The sequence below is a fragment of the Streptomyces sp. 135 genome (genome assembly GCF_020026305.1).
GTDB lineage: Bacteria > Actinomycetota > Actinomycetes > Streptomycetales > Streptomycetaceae > Streptomyces.
Genome location: NZ_CP075691.1, coordinates 7,450,604 through 7,473,738 on the forward strand (window position 1 = coordinate 7,450,604; position 23,135 = coordinate 7,473,738).

Annotated in this window: 18 protein-coding genes, 1 tRNA gene and 1 pseudogene; 14 read left to right on the forward strand and 6 right to left on the reverse strand. The window is 71.9% G+C overall.

All coding sequences use genetic code 11. The features are described from left to right. Window positions 1-16 precede the first annotated feature (16 nt). From KKZ08_RS33450 to KKZ08_RS33515, 14 genes and pseudogenes are all read left to right on the forward strand, one after another. Window positions 17-1,057 carry a substrate-binding domain-containing protein gene (locus KKZ08_RS33450; protein ID WP_223777992.1) on the forward strand — a complete coding sequence of 347 codons (1,041 nt, stop codon included), beginning with the start codon at window positions 17-19 and terminating at the stop codon, window positions 1,055-1,057. Window positions 1,058-1,105: 48 nt separating this feature from the next. Further along, window positions 1,106-2,359, forward strand: coding sequence for a Gfo/Idh/MocA family oxidoreductase (locus tag KKZ08_RS33455; protein WP_223777993.1), 1,254 nt, complete (start codon window positions 1,106-1,108; stop codon window positions 2,357-2,359). A gap of 56 nt (window positions 2,360-2,415) precedes the next feature. Continuing rightward, window positions 2,416-3,420 (forward strand): sugar phosphate isomerase/epimerase family protein, encoded by a 1,005-nt coding sequence (locus KKZ08_RS33460; protein ID WP_223777994.1) that lies wholly within the window; start codon window positions 2,416-2,418, stop codon window positions 3,418-3,420. Between the two features lie 188 nt (window positions 3,421-3,608). Further along, window positions 3,609-6,104 carry a PQQ-dependent sugar dehydrogenase gene (locus KKZ08_RS33465; RefSeq protein ID WP_223777995.1) on the forward strand — a complete coding sequence of 832 codons (2,496 nt, stop codon included), beginning with the start codon at window positions 3,609-3,611 and terminating at the stop codon, window positions 6,102-6,104. A gap of 5 nt (window positions 6,105-6,109) precedes the next feature. Then, window positions 6,110-7,516 (forward strand): ThuA domain-containing protein, encoded by a 1,407-nt coding sequence (locus KKZ08_RS33470; protein WP_223777996.1) that lies wholly within the window; start codon window positions 6,110-6,112, stop codon window positions 7,514-7,516. 123 nt (window positions 7,517-7,639) lie between these two features. Next, on the forward strand, window positions 7,640-8,839 hold the full coding sequence (locus tag KKZ08_RS33475) for an inositol-3-phosphate synthase (protein ID WP_223779289.1): 1,200 nt from the start codon (window positions 7,640-7,642) through the stop codon (window positions 8,837-8,839). Further along, a pseudogene (locus KKZ08_RS33480) lies at window positions 8,836-9,533 on the forward strand (UbiA family prenyltransferase); the annotation flags it as partial. The gene KKZ08_RS33475 and the pseudogene KKZ08_RS33480, both read left to right, overlap by 4 nt. A gap of 686 nt (window positions 9,534-10,219) precedes the next feature. After that, the gene (locus KKZ08_RS33485) at window positions 10,220-11,212 is read left to right on the forward strand and encodes a sugar phosphate isomerase/epimerase family protein (RefSeq protein ID WP_223777997.1); all 993 of its coding nucleotides are present in this window, start codon (window positions 10,220-10,222) and stop codon (window positions 11,210-11,212) included. Further along, complete coding sequence (locus tag KKZ08_RS33490) at window positions 11,209-11,892, forward strand: EboA domain-containing protein (RefSeq protein ID WP_320589265.1); 684 nt, start codon at window positions 11,209-11,211, stop codon at window positions 11,890-11,892. Before KKZ08_RS33485 ends, KKZ08_RS33490 begins: the two co-directional genes overlap by 4 nt. An 8-nt stretch (window positions 11,893-11,900) precedes the next feature. Further along, on the forward strand, window positions 11,901-12,749 hold the full coding sequence (locus KKZ08_RS33495; protein ID WP_223777998.1) for a TatD family hydrolase: 849 nt from the start codon (window positions 11,901-11,903) through the stop codon (window positions 12,747-12,749). 3 nt (window positions 12,750-12,752) lie between these two features. Beyond that, complete coding sequence (gene eboE, locus KKZ08_RS33500) at window positions 12,753-13,922, forward strand: metabolite traffic protein EboE (RefSeq protein ID WP_223777999.1); 1,170 nt, start codon at window positions 12,753-12,755, stop codon at window positions 13,920-13,922. Next, on the forward strand, window positions 13,919-15,322 hold the full coding sequence (locus KKZ08_RS33505) for a nucleotide pyrophosphatase/phosphodiesterase family protein (RefSeq protein ID WP_223778000.1): 1,404 nt from the start codon (window positions 13,919-13,921) through the stop codon (window positions 15,320-15,322). Before eboE ends, KKZ08_RS33505 begins: the two co-directional genes overlap by 4 nt. 208 nt (window positions 15,323-15,530) lie before the next feature. Beyond that, on the forward strand, window positions 15,531-16,568 hold the full coding sequence (locus tag KKZ08_RS33510) for a sugar phosphate isomerase/epimerase (protein WP_223778001.1): 1,038 nt from the start codon (window positions 15,531-15,533) through the stop codon (window positions 16,566-16,568). A 420-nt stretch (window positions 16,569-16,988) separates the two neighbouring features. Continuing rightward, window positions 16,989-17,073, forward strand: a tRNA-Leu gene (locus tag KKZ08_RS33515). An 80-nt stretch (window positions 17,074-17,153) separates the two neighbouring features. On the opposite strand, the gene KKZ08_RS33520 is transcribed toward KKZ08_RS33515, so the two are convergent. From KKZ08_RS33520 to KKZ08_RS33545, 6 genes are all read right to left on the reverse strand, one after another. Then, the gene (locus tag KKZ08_RS33520) at window positions 17,154-17,834 is read right to left on the reverse strand and encodes a GntR family transcriptional regulator (RefSeq protein WP_223778002.1); all 681 of its coding nucleotides are present in this window, start codon (window positions 17,832-17,834) and stop codon (window positions 17,154-17,156) included. Between the two features lie 89 nt (window positions 17,835-17,923). Next, window positions 17,924-18,928: a proline racemase family protein gene (locus tag KKZ08_RS33525; protein ID WP_223778003.1), complete on the reverse strand. Its 1,005-nt coding sequence runs from the start codon at window positions 18,926-18,928 to the stop codon at window positions 17,924-17,926. A 27-nt stretch (window positions 18,929-18,955) separates the two neighbouring features. Further along, window positions 18,956-19,888: a dihydrodipicolinate synthase family protein gene (locus KKZ08_RS33530; protein ID WP_223778004.1), complete on the reverse strand. Its 933-nt coding sequence runs from the start codon at window positions 19,886-19,888 to the stop codon at window positions 18,956-18,958. A gap of 16 nt (window positions 19,889-19,904) precedes the next feature. Continuing rightward, window positions 19,905-21,518 (reverse strand): NAD(P)/FAD-dependent oxidoreductase, encoded by a 1,614-nt coding sequence (locus KKZ08_RS33535; RefSeq protein WP_223778005.1) that lies wholly within the window; start codon window positions 21,516-21,518, stop codon window positions 19,905-19,907. Beyond that, window positions 21,499-21,825: a (2Fe-2S)-binding protein gene (locus tag KKZ08_RS33540; RefSeq protein WP_223778006.1), complete on the reverse strand. Its 327-nt coding sequence runs from the start codon at window positions 21,823-21,825 to the stop codon at window positions 21,499-21,501. Before KKZ08_RS33540 ends, KKZ08_RS33535 begins: the two co-directional genes overlap by 20 nt. A gap of 66 nt (window positions 21,826-21,891) precedes the next feature. After that, a complete protein-coding gene (locus tag KKZ08_RS33545) occupies window positions 21,892-23,079 on the reverse strand; it encodes an FAD-dependent oxidoreductase (protein WP_223778007.1) in 1,188 nt (395 codons plus the stop codon). Window positions 23,080-23,135 lie beyond the last annotated feature (56 nt).

Here is a 23,135-nt window from a genome sequence, read left to right on the forward strand (position 1 = left end):
GCTGAGGGGTTCACCCATGCCAACGAACGCGAGCCGCAGAGGGCTCCTCTTCGGAGCCGCCGCCCTGTCCACCGGAGCCCTGATCACGGGGTGCACCAGCAACGAGCCGAAGGACGAGGGCGACGACGCCAAGGACCAGCCGGTCGCCGACGACAAGCCGGGCAAGGAGGTCACCATCGGCTTCGCGGGCCCACAGGCCGACCATGGCTGGCTCAACGCCATCAACGACAACGCCAGGCGGCGGGCGGAGAAGTACTCCGACGTCACCCTGGAGGCCACCGAGGGCTCCAACGACACCGCCGCCCAGATCGGCCAGGTCGAGACGCTCATCAACAAGAAGGTCGACGTCCTGGTGATCCTGCCGGCCGACGGCAAGGCGCTCACGCAGGTCGGCCTGAAGGCGATGAAGGCGAACATCCCCGTCGTCAACCTCGACCGCGTCTTCGCCTCCCCGCAGGCCTACCGCTGCTGGATCGGCGGCGACAACTACGGCATGGGCCTGAGCGCCGGCCACTACATCGGCGAGAAGCTCAAGGGCAGGGAGAACGCGCGCGTGGTGGAGCTGGCCGGGCTCGACAACCTCGAACTGACCAAGCAGCGCACCAAGGGCTTCGACGACGCCCTCAAGAACTACCCGAACATCAAGAAGGTCGCCCGCCAGGCCGCCGAGTTCACCGTCGAGTCGGGGCAGTCGAAGATGTCCCAGCTCCTCCAGGCGCAGAAGAACTTCGACGCGCTGTGGAACCACGACGACGACCAGGGCGTGGGCGCCCTGCGCGCGATCAAGCAGGCGGGCCGCGACGACTTCATGATGGTCGGTGGCGCGGGCGCGCTCTCCGCCTTCCAGGCCATCGAGGCGGACAACAGCGTCCTGAAGGCCACCGTCCTCTATCCGCCCACCATGGCCGCGTCCGCCATCGACCTCGCGCGCGCCCTCGGCCAGGGCAAGGGCGTCAGCGGCATGGCCGAATTCGAGATCCCGGCCTTCATCACGCTGTACTCGGCGGTCGTCGACAAGGAGAACGTCGGTCAGTACATGTCCACCGGCTTCAAGTGATGCGCGCGTCCGCACCCCCCACAGAGCGTCGACGAGGAGGAGTACCGCATGCGTGAGACGGGACCCGATGCCGGGGCCGAGGCCGGACCCGAGGCCGGGGCCGATGCCGGGGCCGATGCCGGGAGCGCGGGGAAGAGGCCGCTGGGGGTGGGCATGGTCGGCTACGCGTTCATGGGCGCCGCCCATTCCCAGGGCTGGCGCACCGTGGGGCGCGTCTTCGACCTGCCGGTCGAGCCGGTGCTCGCGGCCGTCTGCGGCCGTGACGGGGGCGCCGTGCGCGCCGCCGCCGACCGGCTCGGCTGGGCCGCCGCCGAGACAGACTGGCGGGCCCTGATCGCGCGGGACGACGTCGACCTCGTCGACATCTGCACCCCCGGCGACAGCCATGCGGAGATCGCCGTCGCCGCCCTGGAGGCGGGCAAGCACGTGCTGTGCGAGAAGCCGCTCGCCAACACCGTCGAGGAGGCCGAGGCCATGGCCGAGGCGGCCGAACGGGCCCGCGCCCGGGGGCAGGTGGCCATGGTCGGCTTCAACTACCGCCGGGTGCCCGCCCTCGCGCTCGCCCGCCGGATGGTCGCCGAGGGTAGGCTCGGGGCGTTGCGGCACGTTCGCCTGACGTACCTTCAGGACTGGCTCGTGGACGCCGAGTTCCCGCTGACGTGGCGGCTGATCAAGGAGCACGCCGGCTCCGGCGCGCTCGGGGACCTGGGGGCGCACATCGTCGACCTCGCGCAGTACCTGGTGGGGGAGCAGGTGGCGGGGGTCTCCGCACTCACCGAGACCTTCGTCAGGGAACGGCCGCTGCTTGAGGGCGCGTCCAGCGGCCTTACCGCGGCGGGCGGCGCGCGGCGCGGCGCCGTCACGGTGGACGACGCGGCCGTCTTCACCGGCCGCTTCCCCAACGGGGCGCTGGCCTCCTTCGAGGCGACGCGCTTCGCGGCGGGCCGCAAGAACGCGCTGCGGCTCGAACTCAACGGCAGCGACGGCTCGTTGGCCTTCGACCTGGAGCGCCTGAACGAACTGTCCTTCCACGACCACACCGAGCCCGCCGCGTCCTCCGGCTTCCGCAGGATCCTGGTGACCGAGCCCGAGCATCCGTATCTGGCGGCCTGGTGGCCGCCGGGGCACGGACTCGGCTACGAGCACACCTTCGTGCACCAGGCCCGCGACCTGCTGCACGCCATCGCCACCGGGGCGCGGCCCGAACCCTCCTTCGCCGACGGGCTCTCCGTGCAGCGAGTGCTCGCGGCGGTGGAGGAGAGCGCGGCGAAGAACTCCGTGTACACGCCGGTGACGGCGTGAGCCGTCGCGCCGATCCCCGCCCGAGTACCCACGCCCTTGCTTGAGGAGGCCCGGACATGCCCCGTAGGTTCACGCTCTTCACCGGCCAGTGGGCCGACCTGCCGCTCGAAGAGGTCTGCCGGCTCGCCCGCGACTTCGGCTACGACGGCCTCGAACTCGCCTGCTGGGGCGACCACTTCGAGGTCGACAAGGCGCTCACCGACCCGTCCTATCTGGACGGTCGGCACGCCCTGCTCGACAAGTACGGCCTGAAGTGCTGGGCCGTCTCCAACCACCTGGTCGGCCAGGCCGTCTGCGACGCGATCATCGACGAGCGGCACCGCGCGATCCTGCCCGCCCGGATCTGGGGCGACGGCGAGGCGGAGGGCGTGCGGCAGCGGGCCGCCGCCGAGATCAAGGACACGGCACGGGCCGCCGCCGCCTTCGGCGTGGACACCGTCGTCGGCTTCACCGGCTCGGCGATCTGGCATCTGGTCGCGATGTTCCCGCCGGTTCCTGACTCCATGATCGAGCGTGGGTACGAGGACTTCGCCGAGCGCTGGAACCCGATCCTGGACGTCTTCGACGAGCACGGCGTGCGGTTCGCCCACGAGGTGCATCCGTCCGAGATCGCGTACGACTACTGGACGACGCACAGGGCCTTGGAGGCCGTCGGCCACCGCCCGGCCTTCGGCCTCAACTTCGACCCCTCGCACTTCGTCTGGCAGGACCTCGACCCGGTGGGCTTCCTCTACGACTTCCGGGACCGCATCTACCACGTCGACTGCAAGGAGGCCCGGCGCCGCCTGGACGGCCGTAACGGCCGCCTGGGTTCGCACCTCCCGTGGGGCGACCCGCGGCGTGGCTGGGACTTCGTGTCGGCGGGCCACGGGGACGTCCCCTGGGAGGACGTCTTCCGCATGCTCGGTTCCATCGCGTACGAGGGGCCGGTCTCGGTGGAGTGGGAGGACGCCGGCATGGACCGCCTCCAGGGCGCCCCGGAGGCCCTCGCGCGTTTGAAGGCGTACGACTTCGAGGCGCCGACCGCCTCGTTCGACGCCGCGTTCGGCGGCTCCGACTAGCCGTCGCCGCACCACGTTTGTCCAGTGACGGGAAAAAGCTGAACTTCAATGCTGCGTAAGGGCTTTCCGCCCGGGACAAACGTGGCTACCGTCCCTGATGTGTACAGGACATGAAGGTCCGGGGTGACGGCGCACCCCGGCGCACGGCGCAGACACCCGCGTACGACTGTCCCCTCCGGAGGAACCCCGTGCACAGGAAACGCCCAAGACTTCGCCACCAGGCTCTCGCCCTGCTCACCGGCGCGCTGCTCACCGGTGCCTCGCTGACCCTCGCCGCACCGACGGCCGGGGCCGTGCCCGCCGACCCGCCCGCGACGGCCGCGCCCGCCGCCGAGGACTTCCAGCAGGTCACCCTTGCCAAGGGCGAGCCGGAGGTCGGCGAGCCCATGACGCTCTCCGTGCTCCCCGACCGCTCGGTCCTGCACACCTCCCGCGACGGCACGCTGCGTCTGACGGACGCCGCGGGCAACACCGAGATCGCGGGCAAGATACCGGTCTACACGCACGACGAAGAGGGCCTCCAAGGCGTCGCAGTCGACCCGAAGTTCAGCGAGAACCGCGTCATCTTCCTCTACTACGCGCCGCCCCTCGACACCCCGGCGGGCGACGCCCCGGAGAACGGCACGGCCGAGGACTTCAAGAAGTTCGACGGCGTCAACCGGCTCTCCCGGTTCGTCCTGAAGGCCGACGGCACCCTGGACACCGCCAGCGAGAAGAAGGTCCTCGACGTCCCCGCCAGCCGCGGCATCTGCTGCCACGTCGGCGGCGACATCGACTTCGACAAGGACGGCAACCTCTACCTCTCGACGGGCGACGACTCCAACCCCTTCGCCTCGGACGGCTTCACCCCCATCGATGAGCGCGCGGGCCGCAACCCCGCCTACGACGCCCGGCGCGGCGCCGGGAACACCAACGACCTGCGCGGCAAGATCCTGCGCATCAAGGTCGCCGACGACGGCTCGTACACGGTCCCGGACGGCAACCTCTTCCCCAAGGGCACCGAGAAGACCCGTCCCGAGATCTACGCGATGGGCTTCCGCAACCCCTTCCGGATGAGCGTCGACAAGCCGACCGGCGTGGTCTACGTCGGTGACTACGGTCCCGACGCGGGCGCGGCCGACCCCAAGCGCGGCCCCGCCGGGCAGGTGGAGTTCGCCCGCGTGACCAAGCCGGGCAACTTCGGCTGGCCGTTCTGCACCGGCAAGAACGACGCCTACGTCGACTACGACTTCGCCACCGGCACCTCGGGCGCGCCCTTCGACTGCGCCAATCCGAAGAACGACTCGCCGTACAACACCGGCCTCACCGACCTGCCGGCCGCCCAGGAGGCCTGGATCCCGTACGACGGCGGTTCCGTCCCGGAGCTCGGCTCCGGTTCCGAGTCCCCGATGGCCGGTCCGGTCTACCGCTACGACGCGGCGAACGACTCCCCGGTGAAGTTCCCGGAGGCGTACGACGGCGACTTCTTCGCGGGCGAGTTCGGCCGCCGCTGGATCAAGCGCATCGAACAGGGCGCGGACGGCACGGTCTCGAAGATCAACCCGTTCCCGTGGACGGGCACCCAGGTGATGGACATGGAGTTCGGCCCCGACGGCGCGCTCTACGTCCTGGACTACGGCACGGCCTGGTTCGGCGGCGACGAGAACTCCGGTCTCTTCCGCATCGAGAACGCCACGACAGGGCACTCGCCGGTCGCCGAGGCGAGCGCGTCGGTGACCAGCGGCCAGGCCCCGCTGCGCACCAAGTTCACGGCCAAGGCCACGGACGCCGACGGCGGCACGCTGACCTACGCCTGGGACTTCGGCGACGGCGGCAAGTCGACCCAGCAGCACCCCACATACACGTACAAGAAGAACGGCGTCTACACCGCCACCGTGACCGTGAAGGACTCCACCGGCCGCACCGGCTCGGCCAGCGCGCACATCACCGTTGGCAACACCGCGCCCAAGGTCACCCTCGAACTGCCCGGCGACGGGCAGTTGTTCACCTTCGGCGACAAGGTGCCCTTCAAGGTGAAGGTGACCGACCCCGAAGACGGCGCCGCCGGACCCATCGACTGCTCGAAGGTCAAGGTCACCCACATCCTCGGCCATGACAGCCACGGCCACCCGGTCACCTCGGCCAACGGCTGCTCGGGCACCATCCAGACCTCCGCGGACGGCGAGCACGACCCGAACGCCAACATCTTCGGGGTCTTCGACGCCGAGTACACCGACAAGGGCGCGAACGGCCAGCCCGCGCTGACCACCCACGACCAGAACGTCGTCCAGCCCAAGCACCGCCAGGGCGAGCACTACGGCGACTCCAAGGGCGTCTCCGTGATCAACCACACCCCGGCGCACGGCGGCAAGACCGTCGGCGACATCCACAACGGCGACTGGATCTCCTTCAAGCCGTACATCCTCGGCGACGCCACCAAGCTGACCGCGCGGGTCGCCTCCGCCGGCTCCGGTGGCACCCTGGAGGTCCGCAGCGGATCGGTGAGCGGCAGGCTGCTCGGTACCGCGAAGGTCGAGCCGACCGGCTCGTGGGAGACGTACAAGGACGTCAGCACCGCGATCACCAAGGCGCCGTCGAGGACCACGACGCTCTACCTGGTCTTCAAGGGCACGGGCACCGGGGCGCTCTACGACGTGGACGACTTCACGTTCACGACCAGGTCAACGGTCGGCGGGAAGAGGTGAGCGCGATGCGTGGACGAGCGCGGCTCCTCACCGCGACGGCGGCGGCCGCCCTGCTCATCGGGTGCGTCGCGGGCACGGCGTCCTCCGAGCCGGGCCCGGGTACAGGTGCCGGTGTGGGCAGGGGTGTGGGTGTGGGTACGGGCAAGGACGGTGAGCGCGTCCTGGTCTTCTCCAAGACGGCGGGCTTCCGGCACGACTCGATCCCGGCCGGGGTGGAGGCCGTCAGGGAACTCGGCGCCGAGGGCGGCTTCACCGTCGACGCGACCGAGGACGCGGGCGCCTTCACCGCCGCCAACCTCGCCCGGTACGACGCCGTGGTCTGGATGTCGACCACCGGGGACGTCCTCAACGGAGAGCAACAGCGGGCGTTCGAGGGCTACATCCGCGGCGGCGGCGCATACGTCGGCGTGCACGCCGCCGCCGACACCGAGTACGACTGGCCCTTCTACGCGGGCCTCGCGGGCGCCTACTTCCAGTCGCACCCCGCGATCCAGAAGGCGCGGGTCCATGTGGAGGACCACGCGCACCCGGCCACGTCCCACCTGGGCGCCGGGGCCTGGGAGCGCACCGACGAGTGGTACAACTACCGCTCCAATCCGCGCGCGCGGGCCCGGGTCCTCGCCTCGCTCGACGAGTCGTCGTACGCGGGCGGCACGATGTCGGGCGACCACCCCATCGCCTGGTGCCAGAGCAACTACCACGGAGGCCGCTCCTTCTACACGGGCGGCGGTCACACCAAGGAGTCGTACGCCGAACCGGAGTTCCGCCGTCACCTGCTCGGCGGCATCCGCTGGGCGGTCGGCGCCGCGCAGGCCGACTGCCGTCCCGAGAAGGGCTACACGTCGATCTTCGACGGCAAGGCGGCGTCCCTGTCGGGCTGGAAACAGGCCGGTCCGGGATCCTTCGCCCTGAACGAGGACGACGGAACGCTCACCACCGTCGGCGGCATGGGCATGCTCTGGTACGAGCGGCGCCAGCTCGGCGCGTACTCGCTCAAGCTCGACTGGCGGATGCGCGGCGACGACAACTCCGGGATCTTCGTCGGCTTCCCGGCATCCGACGACCCCTGGTCGGCCGTGAACAACGGCTATGAGATCCAGATCGACGCCACGGACGTCCCCGCGAAGACCACGGGCTCCGTCTACGGCTTCAAGTCCGCCGACCTGAAGAAGCGCGACAAGGCGCTGAATCCGCCGGGGGAGTGGAACACCTACGAGATCCGCGTCGAGGGCGAACGCCTTCGCGTCTACCTCAACGGCGTGAAGATCAACGATTTCACCAACACCGATCCGGCGCGGAGCCTGCGCCAAGGGCATATCGGCATCCAGAACCACGGCGATGCCGATGAGGTCTCCTTCCGGGACATCCGGGTGAAGGACCTGCCCGCGGCGCGACCGGGCGCCGGTCACTAGACGGCGGCGGGCGGAGGACGCCGGACCTCCGCTCGCCGTCTCGCACCACACAGCCACGTTTCGTGAGCTCGTGAGCGCGTGAGCTCTTGAGTCATGCAGGAGGCAGCCGTGTCCGAGTCCCCCGTGCCCGCCGAGTCCGCCGCCGTCCGTCATGCCACGCCTTCCGTCTCCTCCGTAGGGGTCTGGCTGATCGGTGCCCGGGGGTCGGTCGCGACCACGGCCGTCGCGGGGTGCGCGGCCGTGGCGGCCGGTCTGCATCCGCCGATCGGCATGGTGACCGAGACACCGCCCTTCACGGACTGCGGCCTGCCGACGCTGCCGTCGCTCGTCTTCGGCGGCCACGACACCGCGAACTGCCCGCTGCCCAAACGCGCCGAGGAACTCACCGCCGGTGGCGTACTGCCGCACGGCCTTCCCTCGGCCGTGCACGCCGAACTCGCCGCCGCGGACGCCGAGATTCGTCCCGGCGGCCCCCTGCCGGGCGACTCCCGCACGGACGAGGAGCTGATCGACGCCTTCGCCGCCGATCTGCGCGACTTCCTGCGCCGCCGGGGGCTGACCCGTGCGACCGTCATCAACGTCGCCTCCACGGAACCGGTCCTTTCGGGTGTTGACGAGGGGCGGGAAGCTGCGGGCTCGGGCGGGGCGGCCTCGGCGGGCGGGGCGCGGCTGCCCGCCAGCTCCCTCTACGCCGCGGCGGCGCTGCGGGCCGGCTGCCCCTACGTGAACTTCACCCCCTCCGCCGGCCTGCACCACCCCCGCCTTGCCGAGGCCGCCCGCGCCGCAGGGCTGCCCTACGCCGGCCGCGACGGCAAGACCGGGCAGACCCTCCTGCGCTCGGTGCTCGGCCCGATGTTCGCGCAGCGGGGGCTCGCCGTACGCGCCTGGTCCGGCACGAACCTCCTGGGCGGCGGCGACGGCGCGGCCCTCGCCGATCCCGCCGCAGCGGCGGCCAAGAACGCCGGCAAGGAACGCGTCCTCGCCGACACCCTCGGCACCGTCCCCGAGGGCGAGGTCCACATCGACGACGTCCCTTCCCTCGGCGACTGGAAGACCGCCTGGGACCACATCGCCTTCGACGGCTTCCTCGGCACCCGCATGGTCCTCCAGACCACCTGGCAGGGCTGCGACTCCTCTCTCGCGGCCCCCCTGATCCTCGACCTGGCACGGCTGACCTCCCGTGCCCACGAGCAGGGCCTCGCGGGCCCTCTGCCGGAACTCGCCTTCTACTTCAAGGACCCGGACGGCGACGCACGTGCCGCGCTCGGAGACCAGTACGCAGCGTTGCTCGGCTTCGCCGCGCGGCTGAGGGGTGGGCGATGAGGGTGGGGGCGGGTGCGGGGTTGGGTGCGGGTGCAGGTGCAGGTGCAGGTGCAGGTGCTGGGGGTGGGCGTTGGGGTGGCTCTGGCGTGGGGTCGGCTGTAGGGGAGGGGGGTGGCTCCGGTGCGGGGCCTGGCGTGAGCTCTGCCGTGGGGTCGGCCGACGGGTCCGTCGCGCGCTCGGCCGCGCGGGACTGGGCCGAACTGTTGCGGCTCCCGGCCCTGTTCACCGTCCCCGGTGACGCACTCGCCGGGGCCTGCGCGACCGGCATGCGCCCCAACCGCCGCACCCTCCTCGCCCTCACCTCCTCTCTCTGCCTGTACGAAGCCGGCATGGCCCTCAACGACTGGGCGGACCGAGCCGACGACGCCGTCGAGCGCCCCGAACGCCCCCTGCCATCGGGCCGCATCAGCCCGCCCGCTGCCCTCACGGCGGCGGCCGCCCTCACCGCGGCGGGCCTGGCCCTCGCCTCCCGTGCCGGCCGCCCCGCCCTGGCGGTGGCGGGCACCTTGGCGGGCACGGTGTGGGCGTACGACCTGGGCCTGAAGCACACCCCGGCGGGCCCCGCGGCCATGGCCGCCGCGCGGGGCCTCGACCTGCTCCTCGGTGCGACCGCCACGGCGGGCCGGGCGACAGCCTGCGCGCCGCCAAGCACGCCGTGCCCTCCGCCGGCGCCCTCGCCGCCCACACGCTGGCCGTCACGGTGGTCTCCCGCCGCGAAGCCGAGGGCGGCTCCTCGGCAGCCCCCTTGGCCGCACTGGCAGTGACGACGGCCCTGGCACGGCTCGTCGCCGGAAGACCGGGCGCGCGGTCGGCCGACGGGGGTGCCTGCGGTGCTGGCGGGGCCTGTACCGGGGCTGGGGCCGGGGGCGGGGCGGGGGCTGGTATGAGAGCTCCAGCCGGAGCCGGAGCCGGGGCCGGGACCGGGGCTGGAGTTGGCACTGGTGCTGGTGCCGGAGCTCGGGCTGGAGCGGGAGCGGGAGCTGGTGATGGAGCTGGAACCGGTGGTGGAATCCGAGCCAGGGTCGGTTCCGGTGCCAGAGCCGGAGCCGCAGCTCGGGCTGGAACCGGTGCCGGAAACCGCGCCAGAGTCGGTGCCGCCGCCAGGGCCGGTGTCGGTACCGGAACCCCCTCCCGCGCCCCCCGCCACCCCCTGCGAGCCGCCCTCGCTCTCGCCTACCTCGGGACCGCCGCCAAAGCCCTCTTCCACGCCGTCCTCAACCCTTCACCTCCCCTCACCCAACGAGCCGTCGGCGGCGGGATCCGCGCCATGATCCCGCTGCAAGCCGCGCTCGCCGCCCGGTCGGGCGCCGTCGGTACCGCCCTGCTGACGGCCGCCCTCGCCCCGGCCGCCCGGAAGTTCGCACGGAAGGTGAGCGTCACATGAGCGGCACCACGCCCCGGCACCCGAACCCGGCCGGGACCCCGCCCGACCGCCCGATCGACACCCTCCGCTTCGGCTACGGCACCAACGGCCTCACCGACCTCCGTCTCGACGACGCCCTCGGTCTCCTCGCCGACCTCGGCTACTCCGGTGTCGGTCTGACCCTCGACCACATGCACCTCGATCCCCTCGCCCCTGATCTCGCCTCCCGCACCCGACATGTGGCCCGCACCCTCGACCGCCTCGGTCTGACCGCCACCGTCGAAACGGGCGCCCGCTATGTCCTCGACCCGCGCCTCAAACACGGCCCCTCCCTCCTCGACCGCGACCCGCAGCGGCGGGCCGACCGCGTACACCTGCTGATCCGCGCCGTCCACGTCGCCGCAGACCTGGGCGCCCACGCCGTGCACTGCTTCAGCGGCATCCGCCCGGACGACACCCCCGACGACGTCGCGTGGAAGCGGCTCGCCGGCGCCCTCGGACCCGTCCTCGACGCCGCGTCCGGGGCCGGTGTCCCGCTCGCCGTCGAACCCGAACCCGGCCACCTCCTCTCCTCGATCAACGACTTCCACCACCTCCGCGGCGAACTGGGCGATCCCGCGCCCGAACTCCTCGGCCTCACCCTCGACATCGGCCACTGCCAGTGCCTCGAACCGCTCTCGCCCGCCGACTGCGTGCGCGCCGTCGCCCCCTGGCTGCGGCACGTCCAGATCGAGGACATGCGGCGCGGCGTCCACGAGCACCTGCCGTTCGGGGACGGGGAGATCGACTTCCCGCCCGTCCTCGCGGCCCTGGCGGCCACCGGCTACCAAGGCCTCACCGTCGTCGAACTGCCCCGCCACTCCCACGCAGGCCCCCGGCTCGCCGCGGACTCCCTCGACTTCCTCCGCCGAGCGGCGGCAGACGCCGAGAAGCCGGTGCCCCCGGAGCGCGTGCCGCTGCCCCGAGCCCCCGCCCCTGCCCCCACTGCCGCCGAAGGAGGAACCCCGTGACCGACACCCCCGGAATCGCCGCCCTCCGCACCCGTCTCGAAGCCGACCTCGGCGGAGCCGCCCGCGCCTGGCTCGACCAGGCCACCGCCGAGGCCGCGGCCCACGCCGAGCGGAGGGAATCGCAGCAGGGAGGGCCCATCCCCACATGGGAATTGCGGATCGCCGAGGCGGGACGACGCTGCGGGCCCGACCACGCCGACGCCGCCCGCGTCCTGCTGCTGCACGCGGCGTCCGCGGACCCGGCCACCCTCACCCGTGTCTACGCCCAGGGCACCGCCCCCGAACGCCGCGCCATCCTGCACGCCCTGCCGCACCTGGTGCCGGGCCCCGAAGCCCTGCCGCTGGTCGAGGACGCCCTGCGCACCAACGACACCCGGCTCGTCGCCGCGGCCGTCGGCCCGTACGCCGCCGCACACCTGGCACCGCACGACTGGCGCCACGCCGTCCTCAAGTGCCTGTTCACCGGTGTGCCCGTGGACGCCGTCGCCGACCTCCCGAGGCGTGCCCGAGGCGACGGAGAACTCGCCCGCATGCTCGGCGACTACGCGAGCGAACGCACGGCGGCGGGCCGCCCCGTCCCCGGTGACCTGCATCGCGTCCTGGCCCTGACCGCCCCCGGGGCGGTATCGCACCCCACGGCTCCCTCGGGCCCCGAGGCCCCTTCGACCGGCGAGGAGTAGGAGTCCCGATGCGCATCTTCGATCCCCACATCCATATGACCTCCCGCACCACCGACGACTACCAGGCGATGTACGCGGCGGGTGTCCGCGCGGTCGTGGAGCCTGCCTTCTGGCTCGGCCAGCCCCGCACCTCGCCCGCCTCCTTCTTCGACTACTTCGACTCCCTCCTCGGCTGGGAACCCTTCCGCGCCGCCCAGTACGGCATCGCCCACCACTGCACGATCGCCCTCAACCCGAAGGAGGCGAACGACCCCCGCTGCACCCCCGTCCTCGACGAACTGCCCCGCTACCTCGTCAAGGACAACGTCGTCGCCGTCGGCGAGATCGGCTACGACTCCATGACGCCCGCCGAGGACACCGCGCTCAGCGCCCAGCTCCAACTGGCCGCCGACCACGAACTGCCGGCCCTCGTGCACACCCCGCACCGCGACAAGCTCGCCGGCCTGCGCCGCACGATCGATGTCATCCGGGAGTCCGCGCTGCCCCTGGACCGCGTGCTGATCGACCACCTCAACGAGACCACCATCAAAGAAGCCAAGGACAGCGGCTGCTGGCTCGGGTTCTCCGTCTATCCCGACACCAAGATGGACGAGGGGAGAATGGTCGAGATCCTGCGGGAATTCGGCCCCGAGCGGGTCCTGGTCAACTCCGCGGCCGACTGGGGGAAGAGCGACCCGCTCAAGACACGCAAGGTCGCCGATGCCATGCTCGCGGCCGGCTACGGCGAGGACGACGTCGACCTGGTCCTGTGGCGCAACCCGGTCGCCTTCTACGGACTCAGCGGCCGCCTCGCCCTGGACGTCACCGGCACGGACGCCGCCCACGAGGGCAACTCCATCCTGCGCGGCGGGGCGTGAGCCATGCGCTTCCGGCACCCCGACGGTTCCACCGTCCACCTCGCCTACTGCACCAACGTCCACCCGGCCGAGACCCTCGAAGGCGTCCTCGCGCAACTCCGTGACCACTGCGAACCCGTGCGCAAGAGACTCGGCAGGGACCGCATCGGAATCGGCCTCTGGCTCGCCAAGGACGCCACCCGCGCCCTCGTCACCGACCCCGCGGCCCTGCGCGGCCTGCGCACCGAACTCGACCGGCGCGGCCTCGAAGTCGTCACGCTCAACGGCTTCCCCTATGAGGGCTTCGGCGCCGAAGAGGTCAAGTACCGCGTGTACAAGCCGGACTGGACCGACCCGGAGCGCCTCGCCCACACCACCGACCTGGCCCGGCTGCTCGCCGCCCTGCTCCCCGACGACGTCACCGAAGGCACCATCTCCACCCTGCCGCTGGCCTGGCGCACCCCCTTCGACGCCACCCGCGCCGAGACCGCCCGCACCGCCCTCACCACGCTCGCCCAGCGACTGGACGCCCTCGACGAACTGACCGGCCGCTCCATCCGCATCGGCCTGGAACCGGAACCGGGCTGCACCGTCGAGACGACCGCCGACGCCATCGCCCCCCTCACCGCAGTCGGCAACGACCGCATCGGTGTCTGCGTCGACACCTGCCATCTCGCCACCTCTTTCGAGGACCCGAAGACCGCCCTCGACGCCCTCACCGACGCGGGCATCCCCGTCGTCAAATCCCAGCTCTCCGCCGCCCTGCATGCCGAACACCCCCATCTCCCCGATGTACGTGAGGCCCTCGCCGCCTTCGACGAGCCCCGCTTCCTCCACCAGACCCGCGCCCTGACCAGCTGCGGGCTGCGCTCCGTCGACGACCTCGGCGAAGCACTCAGTGGCCACGCCCTGCCCGACACGTCCCCCTGGCGGGCCCACTTCCACGTCCCCCTCCACGCGGACCCGGCCGCGCCGCTCACCTCCACCCTCCCCGTGCTCCAGGACGCCCTGACCCGACTCGTCGGCGGCACCGTCCCTCTCACCCGCCATCTGGAGGTCGAGACCTACACCTGGCAGGCCCTGCCTCCCGCGCTGCGCCCCCGCGGGCGCTCCCAGCTCGCCGAGGGCATCGCCGCGGAACTCACCCTCGCCCGTGACCTCCTGACGGACCTCGGCCTGAAGGAACTCCCATGAGCCAGCCCCAGAGCGACCCGCGCAACGGCCCCACCCCGCTCCTCGTCCTGGACGTCGTCGGCCTCACCCCCCGCCTTCTCGAACACATGCCGCACCTCAAGGCCCTCGGGCAGTCCGGATCCCGGGCACCGCTCGGCACCGTCCTGCCCGCCGTGACCTGCGCCGCCCAGTCCACCTTCCTCACCGGCACCACTCCCGCCGAGCACGGCATCGTCGGCAACGGCTGGTACTTCCGCGAACTCGGCGATGTGCTCCTGTGGAGGCAGCACAACGGCCTCGTCGCCGGCGACAAGCTGTGGGACGCCGCCCGCCGCGCGCATCCCGGTTACACCGTCGCCAACATCTGCTGGTGGTACGCCATGGGCGCCGACACCGACTTCACCGTCACCCCCCGCCCCGTCTACTACGCCGACGGCCGTAAGGAACCGGACTGCTACACCCGACCCCCTGCCCTGCACGACGAACTCACCGGGAAACTCGGCACGTTCCCCCTCTTCCACTTCTGGGGGCCGGGCGCCGACCTCGTCTCCAGCCGCTGGATCGTCGACGCCACCCGGCACATCATCGACACCCGCCGACCCGACCTCGCCCTGTGCTACCTCCCTCACCTCGACTACGACCTCCAGCGCTTCGGCCCCGACGACCCGCGCTCCCGCCGAGCGGCCGCCGACCTGGACGCGACCCTCACTCCGCTCCTCGACGACGCCCGAGCCGAGGGCCGCACCGTCGTCGCGCTCTCCGAGTACGGCATCACCCGCGTGAACCGGCCCGTCGACATCAACCGCGTGCTGCGCCGCGCTGGCCTGCTGGAAGTGCACACCCAGGACGGCATGGAGTACCTCGACCCGATGGCCTCGCGCGCCTTCGCCGTCGCCGACCACCAGATCGCCCACGTCTACGTGCGCCGGCCGGAAGACCTCGACATCACCCGCGCCGCCCTAAAGGACGTCCCCGGCATCGAGCAACTCCTCGATGACGAGGGCAAGAAGACACACCACCTGGACCATCCGCGCTCGGGCGAACTCGTCGCCCTCGCGGAACCGGACGCCTGGTTCACGTACTACTACTGGCTCGACGACGACCGCGCGCCCGACTTCGCGCGGCTCGTCGAGATCCACCGCAAACCCGGCTACGACCCCGTCGAGCTCTTCATGGACCCCGAGGACCCCTACGTCCGCGTCAAGGCCGCGGGCGCACTGGCCCGGAAGAGGCTCGGCATGCGTTACCGCATGGCGGTCGTGCCCCTGGATCCCTCACCTATTCGAGGCAGCCATGGCCGCCTCCCCACGAGCGAGGACGAAGGTCCGCTCATTCTGTGCTCCACCCCCCGCGCCGTCAGCGGCCGCGTCGCGGCCACCGATGTGAAATCGCTCCTGCTCCGTCTCGCGGGCCTGCACTGACCTCGGCCTGCCCGCGTCGCTGCGTCTGCTTGATCTCCACTGAACCAGACGGCTCGACCTCTGCCATCAGGGTCCGACCCCCAGCGAACCCTGAACCGTAGGTCGAACCGATCCCTGACACGACCCTGATCCGCCCTGATTCGCCCCGATCCACCCTGATTCACCCTAATCCGCCCTGATCCAGCCTGAACCAGTCGAGGAGAACCGCATGAGCCGCAAGCAGACCCCCGCCGACCCCGAACTCGCCCACAGACTCAGCCGACGCGGCATGCTTGGCGTCGCGGCGGGCGCCACCGCCGCGGCCCTCCTCGGCACCGCGACGCCGGCCGCGGCGGGAGAGAAGGGTCGAGGCCGCCCCGTCCTGCCGCCGGGACGCCTCGGCATCCAGCTCTACAGCCTCCGCGACAAGGTCTCCGCCCTCGGATTCGCCGCCGTATTCGCCGAATTGAAGAAGTACGGCTATGACGAGATCGAGTTCGCCGGTTACAGCCAGGGCTCGGCGGGCGCCATCAGCCTCGCCCAGCTGAAGGCACTCGCCCGCGACCACGGACTGCACCCCATCGGGTCCCACGTCGGCTATTACGACAACAACAACCCGAACGCGTACACGTTCGCGCAGAACCTCACCAAGGTCCTGGACGACGCGGAGGCGCTCGGTCTGAAGCACATCGGGACGGCCTCGGGCCCCTTCCGCTACGGCTCGACGGTCGACGCCTGGAAGCGCGCGGCGGACGACTTCAACACGTATGGCGAGGCGGCCCGCAAGCGCGGCATGAAGTTCTACCAGCACAACCACGCGGAGGAGTTCTCCTTCGCCACGGACAAGCCGGGCGTGCGCCTCTACGACGTACTGCTCGCAGAGACCGACCCCGATCACGTGTTTCTGGAGATGGACATCTACTGGGCCTACTGCGCCCAATTTCGCTTCGGCAAGCGCCCCGACGGCACGCCCGCCCCCTTCGAGCCGGTCGACTACGTACTGAAGCAGCCGCATCGCTATCCGCTGTTCCACGTCAAGGACGGCGTGCGTGACGAGACGACCCGCGACGGTTACCGCATGTCGGATGTCGGGGACGGCGACATCGACTACAAGAAGTTCCTTTCGAAGGTGACCGCGCGCACCCACCACGGACGGCGCTACCACCACTGGCAGACCGAGCACGACAACCCGGTCGAGTCCTACGCCTTCGCCCGCAAGTCCAGCGAACACCTGCACTCCCTGCGTTCCGGGCGCTGCGGGGACTGAACCAGGCACCGACACCCCCTGCTCGACACGGAGGGCCCTCCCGCCGCCGGGAGGGCCCCTTCAGGAGGCGAGGTCAAGCCATCTCCTCCCCGAGGGGCTGCGCGGAGCTGCTCGCCGCCATGACGTGCCGAAGCCACCGAAGAGCTCCTCGCGGTCACCGTGCGATCGTGGTGCGCCTCGGCCGGTCCTATAGCCGCGCGTCCTGGCGCGGAGCGTTCGTCGACGGTGAGCTACATCATGGCGGAGGTGACGTCTCCGTAACCCCTACGTGACCCACGGTGACGTAGGGACTGGGGGCTGGCGCCGCCCACCGTGCATCCGGCGGTCGGCGGACGGATATGCAGGTGAAAGGCACTCCGAAACCTTGGTATTGTTGTCCATGTCGCCGCGGGGAACACCCCGCACGGCGGCAGACACCTAGTCCGGGTGGCGGAATGGCAGACGCGCTAGCTTGAGGTGCTAGTGCCCTTTAACGGGCGTGGGGGTTCAAGTCCCCCCTCGGACACAGAGGCGACAGAGCGGTTTCACGGCGCGTCGCGATCCCCACGATCTCCCAGAGATCGTGGGGATTTTTCGTGTGAGGATCTATCGCGGGATCGCCGCCGCACCCTCCGCCCACAGCGACCGCACATGGCCGAGGTGCCGGGCCATGCACCGCTCCGCCGCCCCCGCGTCGCCCGACAGCATCAGGTCGAGGAGCTCGATGTGCTCCTCGGCCGACGGGGTCAGCTGGTCGTTCTCGTCCAGGGCCGTCAGGCCGTAGAGACGGGAGCGCTTGCGCAGGTCGCCGACCGTCTCGACCAGGCGGTCGTTGCCCGAGAGGGCGAGCAGTGACAGGTGGAAGCGGCGGTCGGCCTCCAGGTAGGCGATCAGGTCATGGCTCCGGGCGGCGCGCACGATCTCCTCGGCGACCGGGCGCAGCGCCTCCAGTTCCTCGCGGGCCGCGGTGCGGGTGATGCGGCCGATCACGGGCACCTCGATCAGGGCGCGGATCTCCGAGTACTGGTCGAGGTCGCGCTCATTGACCTCCGTGACGCGAAAGCCCTTGTTGCGGACCGGCTCGACGAGGCCCTCCCGGGCCAGATCGAGCATCGCCTCGCGCACCGGCGTCGCCGAGATGCCGAAGTCCTCGGCGAGGCCGGGTGCGGAGTAGATCTCGCCGGGCCGCAGCTCGCCGGAGATCAGGGCGGCCCGCAGGGCGTGGGCGACCTGATCGCGCAGTCGCTCCCTGGTCGTGATGAGGTTCTTGTGCTTCAGGTGCCCCATGGTGCTCCCCTCCGGTGGTACCCGCGCCCGCGCGGAGCACCAAAGTACAATGTCACGTTGCCAGTTGGGCGGTCGGGGAGCCGCCGGGGTCAGAGGGTGAACCCCGCGGGGAACGGATCGTCGGGGTCCAGGAAGTACTGGGCCGTGCCGGTGATCCAGGCCCGTCCGGTGATCCGGGGGACGACCGCGGGCAGACCCGCCACCTCTGTCCGTGCGATCAGCCGGCCGGTGAACTCCGTACCGATGAAGGACTCGTTGACGAAGTCGCGGTCCAAGGGGAGTTCGCCGCGGGCGTGCAGCTGCGCCATCCGCGCGGAGGTGCCCGTTCCGCACGGGGAGCGGTCGAACCAGCCGGGGTGGATCGCCATCGCGTGCCGGGAGCGGTACGCGTCCGAGCCCGGTGCCGCGAGGTAGACGTGCTTGACGCCGGAGATGTCCGGCTGCTCGGGGTGGGTCGGGCGGTCCGGTGAGGCGTTGATCGCGTCCATCACGGCGAGACCCGCCGCGAGCAGGTCGTCCTTGCGGGCGCGGTCGAACGGCAGCCCCAGTGCGTCGAGGGGGACGAACGCGTAGAAGTTCCCTCCGAAGGCCAGGTCGTACGTCACCGTGCCGTGGCCCGGCACGTCGATCTCACGGTCCAGGGCGACACAGAACGCGGGGACGTTGGTGAGCGTCACCGATGTCGCCGCGCCGTCGCTGACCTGCACGTCTACGGAGATCAAGCCCGCCGGGGTGTCCAGACGGACCGTGGTGACGGGCTCGGTGACCGGCACCATGCCCGTCTCGACGAGGACCGTCGCGACGCCGATGGTGCCGTGGCCGCACATGGGCAGCAGGCCGGACACCTCGATGTAGAGGACGCCGTAATCGGCGTCGGGGCGGGTCGGGGGCTGGAGGATCGCGCCGCTCATGGCGGAGTGGCCGCGCGGCTCGTACATCAGGAGCGTACGCAGATGGTCCAGGTGTTCGATGAAGTGGAGCCGGCGCTCGGCCATGGTGGCGCCGGGGACCACCCCTACGCCGCCGGTGATCACCCGGGTGGGCATGCCCTCGGTGTGAGAGTCGACGGCGTGGAAGACGTGTCGGGTGCGCATGGATCTCCTCGGAGGGTGCGGGCGTCTCTAGCGGTGGCCTGCCGCCAGCGCCTTCTCGGTGGCCGCCCGCACCAGCGCCTCCGTGGCGCCGGACAGGGGGGCGCGCGGGGGGCGGGTCGGGCCGCCGCGGCGGCCCACGAGATCCATCGAGAGCTTGATGGACTGCACGAACTCGGTCTTGGAGTCCTGGCGCAGGAGCGGGTGCAGTGAGCGGTAGAGCGGCAGTGCCGTGTCCAGGTCCCGCGCGCAGGCGGCGTGGTAGAGCTCCGCGCAGGCGGCGGGGAACGCGTTCGGATATCCGGCGATCCAGCCCACCGCGCCCGCGACGGCCAGCTCCACCAGGACGTCGTCCGCGCCGATCAGCAGATCGAGGTCCGGGGCCAGCTCGGCGATCTCGTACGCCCTGCGCACATCGCCGCTGAACTCCTTCACCGCCACGATGCTGCCGTCGCCGTGCAGCCGGGCGAGCAGGTCGGGCACCAGGTCGACCCTCGTGTCGAGGGGGTTGTTGTACGCGACCACGGGCACGCCGGCCTTGGCGACCTCGGCGTAGTGGGCGCGCACGGAATCCTCGTCGGCGCGGTAGGCGTTCGGCGGCAGGAGCAGCACCGAGCCGCAGCCCGCCTGTGCCGCCTGCTCGGCCCAGCGGCGGGACTCGGCGCTGCCGTAGGCGGAGACGCCGGGCATCACCCGGGCTCCGTCGCCCGCCGCCTCGACGGCGGTGCGGACGACGTGGGCGCGTTCGTCGTCGGTGAGGGTCTGGTACTCGCCGAGGGATCCGTTGGGGACGACGCCGTCGCAGCCGTTCGCGAGGAGGTGGCGGATGTGCGCGGCGTAGGCGTCGTGGTCGATGGAGAGGTCATCGCGGAGGGGGAGCGCGGTGGCGACCATGATGCCGCGCCAGGGGCGGTGCGGTGTCCAGGTCGGCGTCCAGGTGGGGGTTCGGGGGGTGGTGGTCATGATGGCTGCCTGCCCTTCATCGGGGGTGCGGGTTCGGGTTTGGGTCACCCGGGCCATCCGGGCCATCCGGGCCGGCCGGGCCATCCAGGTCATCCAGGTCATCCGAGCCGCCCGGATCGGTGTGGTCGGTGCGCCCGGTGGGTTCCGCGGCAGGGATCGGGAGGTCGGCGAGGGTGGTGAGAGGGATGGGCGTGGCGAGTGGGCGGCGGTCGGGGGGTGTGGGGATGGTGGTGGCCGGTGCGGTGAGGGAGGCCACCGCCGTTCCGCACATGCGGCCCTGGCACCAGCCCATGCCCGCCCGGGTGAGGAGCTTGACGGTGCGGGCGTCGCGGGCGCCGTAGTCGGCCACGGCCTCCCGTACGCGGCCCGCCGTCACCTCCTCGCAGCGGCACACGTCCGTGTCGTCGCTGAGCCACCCCGTCCAGCCGGGGCCCGGCGCGTGCGCGGCGGTCATCGTCTCGGCGAAGGCGCGCATGCGGTCACGGCGGCGTCGCAGGGCGCGCAGCCGGGGAAGGGGCGACGGGCGCTCCCCGGTCAGTCGGGCGGCGATCGCCACCGCCGCCAACTCGCCCTCCGCGCGGGCCGATTGCGCCCCTCCGATGCCCGACGTCTCGCCCGCCGCCCACATGCCCGGGAGTGATGTCTCCTGGAGCGGGCTCAGGGCGAGGGCGTGCGTGCCGTCGGCGGCACGGCGGGTGGCGCAGCCCAGGGCGGTCGCCAGGTCGATGTGCGGGACCAGGCCGTGGCCGACCGCCAGCGCGTCGCAGGTGACGCGGCGGGCCGTGCCCGGCACCGGTCGCCAGTCGCGGTCCAGGCGGGAGACCGTCACCGCCTCCACCCGGTCCGTGCCGTGCGCCTCGGTCACCGCGCTGCGGGTGCGCAGACACACCCGGTGGCGCAGCAGCGCCGTGCCGTGGAGCGCTGCCTCCGCGAGCTTGTGCGGGTTGGCGGCGAGCGCGCCCGGGCGGCGGGCGTAACCGAGGTAGCCCGACGCCTCGACCACCTCCGGGACCTCGGCCCCGGCTGCGGCGAGCGAGGTGGCGACGGCGAGCAGCAGCGGTCCGCTGCCCGCGACGACGACGCGGCTGCCGGGCAGGGCGAGACCGGACTTGAGCACGGCCTGGGCGCCGCCCGCGCCCACGACGCCCGGCAGGGTCCAGCCGGGGAAGGGCAGGTGGCGTTCGTACGAGCCGGTCGCGAGGAGGATCGCGCGGGCCCGGACGGTCACCGGCCGCTGCCCTGGTACCAGCCCGTGCCCGTCCCTGAGCACGTCCGTGTGCGTGCCGTCCTCTCCGTCCTCCTCACCGGTGAGCGCGTGGACGGCCCACCGTTCCCCGGCCGTCTCGCGCGTCACCGTCCAGACGTGGTGGCCGAAGAGCTGGGTGACGTCGCTCGCCGCCAGGCGGTCGCGCAGGTCGGCGTAGGCGGCCCAGTCGTGGTGCAGGGCCTCTGGGCGGGTGGCGCCCGTGGCCGGGGCGGGGTGCCGGTAGAACTGGCCGCCGGGCCGGTCCGAAGCGTCCAACAGCGCGACGGAGAGGCCAAGTTCGGCGGCTGTCACGGCACCCGCGAGGCCCGCGGGTCCCGCGCCCAGCACCGCGACGTCGTACGCCTCAGGTGTCGAGCCCGGCATGGCCGTGTCCTTCCTGCGTGGTCACCGCGTCGCCGGGCCGGGCGGTGACCAGGCACGCCCGCCGGTTGGGGCGGCCGTTGACGGTGGCGAGGCAGTCGTAGCACTGGCCGATCCCGCAGAACGCCCCGCGCGGGCGACCGCCGACGCGGGTGCTCCGCCAGGCGAGGATGCCGGCGGCCCAGAGCGCGGCGGCGATGGACTGGCCCGGCAGGACGGGCAGTTCGCGGCCGTCGAAGGTGATCGTGAAGGCGGCGGCGTGCGGGGAGGCACCCACGAGCCCGGCGGGTGTCCGTTCGTCACGCTTCATGAGGCGGCTCACTCCTCTCGGGTACGGACTCGACTACGGATACGGAAACGTGGGGGCTGTGCGTGCTCACCCTGTGGCCGCCTCTTCCGTGAAACGCTCGGGTGCGAACGGGCCTGTTGACAACGGGGGTTCACGCCCCGTCAGCATCACGGCGACGAGCAGCCCCGTGGCCGGGGCGAGGCCGATGCCCGCGCCCTCGTGACCGCACGCGTGCAGCAGGCCCGGGACGCGCGGGTCGGGGCCGATCGCCGGGAGATGATCGGGGAGGTAGGGGCGGAAGCCCGCGTACGTACGGATCGCCCTGACTTCGGCGAGGACGGGGAAGAGCCGCGTGGCCTGTGCCGCGAGGCGCCGCAGCACCTCGACGGACAGGCTGCGGTCGAAGCCCACCCGCTCCCGGCTCGCGCCGATGAGCACCGGGCCCGCCGGGGTGCCCTCCACCACGGCGGACGTCTGGAGCCCGGCGGAGTCGCTGGCGATGTCGGCGACGTAGTCCGCGGAGTACACCTTGTGCCGTACGACGCGCGGCAGCGGTTCCGTGACGAGCACGAAGCCCCGCCGGGGGAGCACGGGCAGTTCCACTCCCGCCATGCGGGCGAGTCGGCCACCCCAGGTGCCGGCGGCGTTGACCACGTGCGGAGCCTTCACGTCGCCCGCCGGGGTCCGTACGCCGCGCACCTCGCCGCCCGGCCCGGTGAGGACCGCGGTGACCTCCTCGCCGAGCCGCAGTGTCAGGCGTCCCGCGCCGGCGGCCGCCCTCAACAGGTGGGCCGCCGCCAGGGCCGGTTGCACCTGGGCGTCCTGCGGGTAGTGGAAGCCGCCCGTGAGGCCGGGGGCCAGGTGCGGTTCCAGGTCGGCGAGGCCGTCGGCGGGGACCTCGATCGCCTCGACGCCCGCCTGCTCCTGTCCCGCAGCGAAGCCCCGCAGCGCGTTCATCCCCGCCTCGGTGGAGGCGACGACGAGGCCGCCCTTTCTCTCGTACTCGATGCGCGAGGGGAGCCCGGCCGCCAGGTCTTGCCACAACCGGGCTGAGAACAGCGCCAGTTCGAGCTCGGGGCCGGGCTCCTTGTCGGAGACGAGGAGGTTGCCCTCGCCTGCTCCCGTCGTGCCGCCCGCGACGGGTCCGCGGTCGACGACGGTGACTCGGAGGCCGGAGAGGGAGGCGTAGTAGGCGCAGGCCGCGCCGACCACCCCGGCTCCCACGACGATGACGTCCGAGTGTTCCGGACGTCCGGAAGGGTGTCTCGTGAGCACGCCAGTAATATTTCACATGGCACTGGGCCTGCCAAGGGGGCGTAAGAGTACGGGAG